Source organism: Martelella sp. UBA3392 (genome assembly GCF_002358775.1).
Classification (GTDB): domain Bacteria; phylum Pseudomonadota; class Alphaproteobacteria; order Rhizobiales; family Rhizobiaceae; genus Martelella; species Martelella mediterranea.
This window is the reverse complement of sequence record NZ_DEPM01000102.1, coordinates 1-7,233: the sequence shown is the minus strand read 5'-3', so window position 1 is coordinate 7,233 and position 7,233 is coordinate 1. Positions and strand designations below refer to the sequence as shown.

At 62.2% G+C, this 7,233-nt stretch carries 6 protein-coding genes and 1 pseudogene; 5 read left to right on the top strand and 2 right to left on the bottom strand.

From position 1 onward, the window contains the following. The 3 genes and pseudogenes from B4E36_RS07595 to B4E36_RS07585 form a co-directional block, all read left to right on the top strand. Positions 1–669: pseudogene (locus B4E36_RS07595) on the top strand (F0F1 ATP synthase subunit beta); the annotation flags it as partial. A gap of 71 nt (positions 670–740) precedes the next feature. Beyond that, positions 741–1,145 carry a F0F1 ATP synthase subunit epsilon gene (locus B4E36_RS07590; protein ID WP_018062861.1) on the top strand — a complete coding sequence of 135 codons (405 nt, stop codon included), beginning with the start codon at positions 741–743 and terminating at the stop codon, positions 1,143–1,145. 254 nt (positions 1,146–1,399) lie between these two features. After that, complete coding sequence (locus B4E36_RS07585; RefSeq protein ID WP_292059461.1) at positions 1,400–2,869, top strand: putative bifunctional diguanylate cyclase/phosphodiesterase; 1,470 nt, start codon at positions 1,400–1,402, stop codon at positions 2,867–2,869. Here B4E36_RS07585 and B4E36_RS07580 read toward each other — a convergent pair. Both B4E36_RS07580 and B4E36_RS07575 read right to left on the bottom strand, forming a co-directional pair. After that, the gene (locus B4E36_RS07580; RefSeq protein WP_292059460.1) at positions 2,853–3,839 is read right to left on the bottom strand and encodes a WD40 repeat domain-containing protein; all 987 of its coding nucleotides are present in this window, start codon (positions 3,837–3,839) and stop codon (positions 2,853–2,855) included. The genes B4E36_RS07585 and B4E36_RS07580 overlap by 17 nt on opposite strands. Further along, positions 3,839–4,915, bottom strand: coding sequence for a GTP-binding protein (locus B4E36_RS07575; protein WP_345900190.1), 1,077 nt, complete (start codon positions 4,913–4,915; stop codon positions 3,839–3,841). Before B4E36_RS07575 ends, B4E36_RS07580 begins: the two co-directional genes overlap by 1 nt. 218 nt (positions 4,916–5,133) lie before the next feature. On the opposite strand from B4E36_RS07575, the gene B4E36_RS07570 reads away from it, so the two are divergent. Together B4E36_RS07570 and B4E36_RS07565 are read left to right on the top strand one after the other, a co-directional pair. Beyond that, positions 5,134–6,174, top strand: coding sequence for a LacI family DNA-binding transcriptional regulator (locus B4E36_RS07570; protein WP_230719073.1), 1,041 nt, complete (start codon positions 5,134–5,136; stop codon positions 6,172–6,174). A gap of 33 nt (positions 6,175–6,207) precedes the next feature. Next, positions 6,208–7,167, top strand: coding sequence for a 2-hydroxyacid dehydrogenase (locus B4E36_RS07565; protein ID WP_292059455.1), 960 nt, complete (start codon positions 6,208–6,210; stop codon positions 7,165–7,167). Positions 7,168–7,233: the final 66 nt, after the last annotated feature.

Genomic DNA, 7,233 nt, shown 5'->3' with positions numbered 1-7,233 from the left:
GACAACATCTTCCGCTTCACCCAGGCCGGTTCGGAAATCTCGGCTCTGCTCGGCCGTATTCCTTCGGCCGTTGGCTACCAGCCGACGCTGTCGACCGACATGGGCGCTCTGCAGGAACGCATCACCACCACGACCAAGGGCTCGATCACCTCGGTTCAGGCGATTTACGTGCCCGCCGACGACCTGACCGACCCGGCGCCGGCCACCTCGTTCGCCCATCTGGACGCAACGACCACGCTGTCGCGCTCGATCGCGGAAAAGGGCATCTACCCGGCCGTGGACCCGCTCGACTCGACCTCGCGCATGCTTGACCCGATCATCGTCGGCGAAGAGCACTATCAGGTTGCCCGTGCGGTTCAGTCGACGCTGCAGCGCTACAAGTCGCTTCAGGACATCATCGCCATTCTCGGCATGGACGAGCTTTCCGAAGAGGACAAGCTCACGGTTGCCCGCGCCCGCAAGATCGAGCGCTTCCTGTCGCAGCCGTTCCACGTGGCTGAAGTGTTCACCGGCGCTCCGGGCATCCTGGTCTCGCTGGAAGACACGATCCGCTCGTTCAAGGGGCTGGTCGAAGGCGAATACGACCACCTTCCGGAAGCCGCCTTCTACATGGTCGGCACCATCGACGATGCCGTCGAGAAGGCCAAGAAGCTCGCCGAAGCGGCTTGATTTTTTGAAACGGGGCGGCGCAAGCCGCCCGGTTCAACCGGTAATCTGTGAAGACGGGAAAGTAGAACGTCATGGCTGACACGATGGTTTTCGAGCTGGTGACCCCCGAGAAGCTTCTGGCTTCTGCGGAGACGGATGCAGTGGTTATTCCGGCCTCCGAGGGTGAAATGACGGTCATGCCGAACCATGCGCCGACCATGACCACGATCCGGCCGGGTCTGGTGAAATTCAAGAACCACGACGGCAAGGAACTCCAGTTTCTGGTGTTCCACGGCTTTGCCGATATCCAGGGCAAATCCTGCACGGTGCTGGCCGAGACCGCGGTACCCGTCGGCGAGGCGAGCGGCGCGATCGAGGATCGCATCGCCACGCTGCGCAAGGAACTGGACGAGGCGAGCCATCACGAGCACAAGAACGCTCTGGAGCAGATGCTGGGCGAACTGACGCATCTGGGGCAGACTGTGCTGCCGGCCTGACGTCTTCTTCTATTCAAGACATTGGTATTAAAGCCGCGGTTTATGCTGCGGCTTTTTTTTCGTTTCTCTGATATTCTACATGGACCGAGCGGCCGTCGGAGCCGCAATGGACGTGCTCGATATGACCTTCCGTTCTGGTATGTCCGCCAACAAGATCAGGATGCGCGCCTTTGCACTGGCCGAAATTTGATAAGAGATATCTAAACGACGTCATCGTCATGATCATTCTCGGCGTAATGGTGATGGCGTTGCTGGTGTCTATTGATTCTTTCGAACGCTTGCATGATTTTTCCCGGGCGCATGAGGATTGGCAGCTCGATGAGCTGTTTACGGGCTTCATGGTCGCCAGCCTGGGTCTGGCGATATTGTTGTGGCGGCGGTCAGGTGCGCTGCGCAAGGAGGTCGACCGGCGTCACAAGGCCGAGCGGTTGGCGCAGGCGCTCGCCAGACAGGATTCTTTGACGGGCCTGCCGAATCGACGCTCATTCGAGGAAGAGTTCGACCGTCGGCTAACGCGTGCGCGGCGCAAGACCGACGGGCTTGCAGTCTTGTTCATCGATTTCGACAGGTTCAAGCAGATCAACGACAATCTCGGCCACGAGGCCGGCGACCGCCTTCTGCAGGAGGTGGCCGAGCGACTGAAGAAGAGCCTGCGGCCACAGGACTTTCTCGGACGGCTTGGCGGTGACGAATTCGCAGCGCTTGTCGAAGGCGATGTGTCTGGCGATTTGACCGAACAGATCGCGGAACGTCTGCTTTCCGCGGTCGCCGTACCTATAACGCTGCTTGGACGCGTGGTCACCCCCTCGGCCAGCATCGGCATCGCTGTCTATCCGCGCGATGGCGGTACCCGGGAGATGCTGCTGAAGAAGGCCGATGCGGCGATGTACAAGGCCAAGGAGGACGGTCGCAGGCGGTTTGTGGTGTATGATCCCGAAATTATCCACGCCGCGCGCGATCATCAGATGCTTGAGCTTGAACTGAAGGATGCGATTGCCAAGGGCGAGATCGTGCCATTCTATCAGTTGATCCGGAATTGCGAGAACGGTGCGGTGGGCACTGTGGAGGTTCTGGCGCGCTGGCGGCATCCAAACCTCGGTCTTCTGAGCGCTGGCGATTTTGTTCCGCTTGCCGAGGCGGCGGGGCTCATCCAGGAGATGTTCGAATCGGTGCTCGATCAGGCCTGCCGCGACGCGAGGGACTGGCCGGGCACGCCGGCAATTGCTGTCAATGTCACGCCCCATCAACTCGCCGACAAGGCATTCTCCGGAAAGCTGTTCTCCTTGCTTTCGCGGCATGGCTTCCCGGCCGCGCGGCTCGAGATCGAGATCACCGAGGATGCGCTGATTGTCGATGTCGCCGCCACGCGCCGCTGCATCCGCAAGCTGAAGGAGCGGGGCGTGCGGGTCGTACTCGATGATTTCGGCACGGGCTATTCGAGCCTGCGGCAGTTGCGCGAACTGCCGTTCGACCGAGTCAAGATCGACCGCAGCTTTATCGCCGGCGTCGGCACGGACCGGCAGAGCGAGGAGATCGTGGTTTCCACGATCAACCTGTGTCGCGCTCTGGGGCTGCAGACGGTTGCCGAGGGGATTGAGGATCAGGCCCAGGCGGACTGGATCTGCGCCCATGGAGCGGACGCCGCGCAGGGCTTTTTCTACGCCCGTCCGGTTTCGGCCGAAGAGGTTCTGGACAAGCTGAAGGGGCTCAATCCGCGATCGTGATGATGCCGCAATCGCCCGCTTCCGACGCAAAGGCAAGCCGCTTGCCGTCCTCATCCCAGGAAAGCGCGGAGATCGCGCCCTTGCCCGGCCGGCGCAGCAGCGCCTCCTTGCCGTCGGAAATCCTGACCGCCAGCACCATGCCGTCGACAAAGCCGATCGCGAGCATTTCTTCATGCGGGTGGAAGGCAACCTGGGTGACGAGGATATCCGAACGTGTCCCAAGCTCGAGCGGGGCCTTGCCCATCGGGCCGTCCTTGCCGGAAAACGGCCAGACGATCGCTGCCGGCGCGCCGGAGGTCGCGAGCCATTTTCCGCGCGGGCTCCACGACCATGACTTGACCTTGGCGGGGTAGCCGCTCATGCGCATGTCGCGAAAACCGTCCTTCGGCTTGCCGTCGAGCTTCCAGCCGTGCAGCGCGTTTTCCTGCATGGTGGTCACGAGGAAACGGCCGTCGGGCGAAAAGGCCGCGCCGAGATGGGCGCCTTTCCAAGGCAGCCAGATCGCTGGCGCGGCGCCGCCGACCCAGCGCAGGCTGACGCCGTCATAGCGGGCAACGGCAATTCTCAGCCCCTTCGGCGCAAAGGCGATGCCCTCGACGCTGCGCTCCTCTGGAAAGCTCACGGTCTTGCCATCAGCAATCACCCGCGACTCGCGGCCGACGGCATAGGCAACCGCGCCCTGCGGCCCGCCGGCGACGACCGAGATCCACTTGCGCGGCTCGCTTGCGAGTTCTGTGAGGGAACCGTCCGCTGCGATGCGCAGCACCCGTCCATCCTCGCCGCCGGTGATCAGAGAGCGGCTGAAGGGATCACGGATGCAGGTCAGCAATCCGTCATGAGCCTCGGTAACCTTCTCGCCCTCGTCCAGCCTGTGGATCGTTCCGGAAGCGGTTGCGAAAAACGGCACGCCGCCAAGAAAGGCGGCGGCGATGACATGGTCGTCGATGTCGAAGGGCGCGACGCTCGGCATCAGGACTTGGCCTCGCAGGCGCGGAAGCTCTTCTCAAGCTTGTCGCGGTCGAGCTCGCGCCCGATGAACACAAGCCGGCTTTCACGGGCCTCGCCATCCTTCCATGCGCGCTGGTGATCGCCCTCGATGATCATGTGAACGCCCTGCACGACATAGCGCTCGGTGTCGTTCTTGAAGGCGATAATGCCCTTGAGGCGCAGAATGTTCGGCCCCTGGTTCTGGGTCACCGACTGGATCCACGGGAAGAACCGGTTGGGATCGAGCTCGCCGCCGCGCAGCGAAACCGACTGTACCGTCACGTCGTGATGATCGGACAGGTCATGGTGGTGGTGGTCGTGATCATGGTCATGATGGTGGTGATGATGGTCGTGGTCGTGGTCGCAATCCGGGCCGCATTCGTGGTCATGATCGTGATGGTCGTCATGATCGAGGAAGTGGGGATCGTCGGTGAGCACATGCTGCAGGTCGAAGGCGTTCTGGCCGAGAATGTTATTGATGTCTATGCTCGAGCGTTCCGTGTGATGGATCTTCGCTGCCGGATTGATGGCGCGCACCAGTCTTTCGACATTGGCGAGTTCCTCGGCGCTGACGAGGTCGGTCTTGTTCAGCAAAACGATGTCGGCGAAGGCGATCTGGTCTTCCGCCTCGCGGCTGTCCTTGAGGCGCAGCGGCAGGTGCTTGGCGTCGACCAGCGTGATCACGGCGTCGAGCGCGGTCTTGGCACGCACATCGTCGTCCATGAAGAAGGTCTGAGCCACGGGAACCGGGTCGGCAAGGCCGGTGGTTTCCACGATGATGCCGTCGAAGCGCGGCCGGCGCATCAGGCCTTCGACCACGCGGATCAGGTCGCCGCGCACCGTGCAGCACACGCAGCCATTGTTCATCTCGTAGATTTCCTCGTCGGATTCCACGATCAGGTCGTTGTCGATGCCGATCTCGCCGAACTCGTTGACGATCACCGCATATTGCTTGCCGTGGTTTTCGGAGAGGATGCGGTTCAGAAGCGTGGTCTTGCCGGAGCCGAGATAGCCGGTCAGCACGGTCACTGGAATGGGCTTTGCGAGCGTTTCGGTCATGGATCAATCCTTGAAGCGGACCTTGAGAGGGCGTTTGCGCCTATATAAGGAGCGCAGCAGGGAGGAGCAAGAAGGCGGTGGGGATGAGCCATCCCTGTTGATAAGACGCGGCGATTAAAACGATTGTAGATGCACAGTTGAAATAGCCAAGATTTTTGTTTAAAAAATTTAAATGAACGCGGCGCAGAGGGGCGCCGCACGTCAATTCGGAGTATGTCGTGGCTCAGAAAGTCAAACTCTCCACCATCGCGGAATCGCTGGGCATCTCGACGGCCACGGTCTCGCTGGCGTTGCGCGACAGTCCGCTGGTGGCGGCGGCCACGCGCGACCGGATCAAGGAACAGGCCCGCGCGCTCGGCTATATCTACAATCGCCGCGCTGCTAGCCTGCGCACCTCGCGTTCAGGCATTATCGGGGTCGTGGTGCATGACATCATGAACCCGTTCTACGGCGAGATCCTGAAGGCGATCGAGAGCGAGCTCGACCGCAACCAGCATACATTCATCCTGTCCAACCATTACGATTCGGTCGAAAAGCAGCGCAACTTCATCGAGACGCTGCTGCAGCTTGGCGGTGACGGCGTGATCATGTCGCCGGCGATCGGCACGCCGGCCGCCGATGTTCAGCTTGCCGAGGATAACGGCATGCCCGCGATCTTCGTGGCGCGCACGCTGGAAGAACTCGACCTGCCGACCTATCGCGGCGATGACAGCTACGGCATCGCGCTGGCGACCAACCACCTGATCGGTCTCGGCCATCGCTGCATCGCGATGATCGGCGGCACAGACCAGACGTCGACGGGCCGTGACCGCTATGCCGGGTACGTGAATGCGCTGAAGAAGGCCGGAATCCCGGTCGACCCGGGCCTGCGCATTCCCGGCCCGCGCTCCAAGCAGGGCGGGTTCGAGGCGGCGGTGCATTTCCTTTCGCTGCCGCAGAAGCCGACGGCCGCGGTGTGCTGGAACGATCTGGTGGCGATCGGGCTGATGAACGGCATTTCCCGCGCCGGGCTGACGCCGGGCGTCGATATCTCCGTCACCGGCTATGACGATCTCGAGGAAGCCTCGATCGCCACGCCATCGCTGACGACAGTATGGAACGGCCAGGCCGAGGTCGGCCGGCTTGCCGCGCGCGCGCTGCTGGACCGGCTCGCGGGTTCCAGCGCGCCGAACGGCATGCATCTGATCAAGCCTGAGATGCGCATCCGCCAATCCACCGGTCCCCATCGCGAGACGGCGGACAACCCGCTCGCAGTCTAATTCATCATTCAGAAAAATACCCTCGGAGGCCCCATGCCCAAACCCGCCGTGCTGCTGTCGCAAAAGCTGAACAAATTCATCGAAGAGGCGCTCGCCGATGATTACGACCTGCTGGACATGCCGCAGGAGGGGGTGAGCGCGCTCGGCGGCCGTGCCGGCGATATCCGCGCGGTGATTGCCTTTGGCGGGTTTTCTGCGGAGCAGATGGACGCGCTGCCGAACCTCGAAATCATCACCTGCCCGGGCGTTGGCTATGACGGCATCGATACCGACCATGCCGCAAGCCGCGGCCTCATCATCACCCACACGCCGAATGTGCTGAACGACGAGGTGGCCGACACGGCGGTGGCGCTGCTGCTCAACACGGTGCGGCAGTTCTATTTCGCCGAAAAGTGGGTGCGCGACGGCCGCTGGGAGCGCGACGGCGCGTTCGAGCTTTCGCCGTTCACGCTGAAAGGCCGCAAGGTCGGGCTTTACGGCCTCGGCCGGATCGGCGAGGAGATCGCCGCGCGGCTGGAGCCGTTCAAGGTCGAGATTGCCTATCACACCCGCAGCCCGAAAAAGGGCGTGGCCTATGCCTATCACCCGACGCTCGCCTCGCTGGCCGAAGCGGTGGATACGCTGATCGCCATCGTTCCGAAAACCGACGAAACCCACAAGACCATCAATGCCGATATCCTGAAGGCGCTGGGCCCGAACGGCATCCTCATCAATGTCGGCCGGGGATGGACCGTGGATGAGGACGACCTGATCGCGGCCCTTGAGGCCGGCGCGCTCGGCGGCGCGGGCCTCGACGTGTTCTACGACGAGCCGCATGTGCCGGAAAAGCTGCTCACCTTCGACACCGTCAGCGTGTTGCCGCATGTCGCCTCGGCCTCCGTCGCCACCCGCCGCGCCATGGCGCAATTGGTGGCCGACAATCTGAAGTCCTGGTTCGCCGAAGGCCGCCCGGTCACCCCGGTTCCGGAAACGCCGTTCACGCCGAAGGTGTAAGGTTTAAGCCCAGTTTGCTGACAAACATCTCCCACATTCCGGGTCATCAACTCTGTTGTTCTTGAT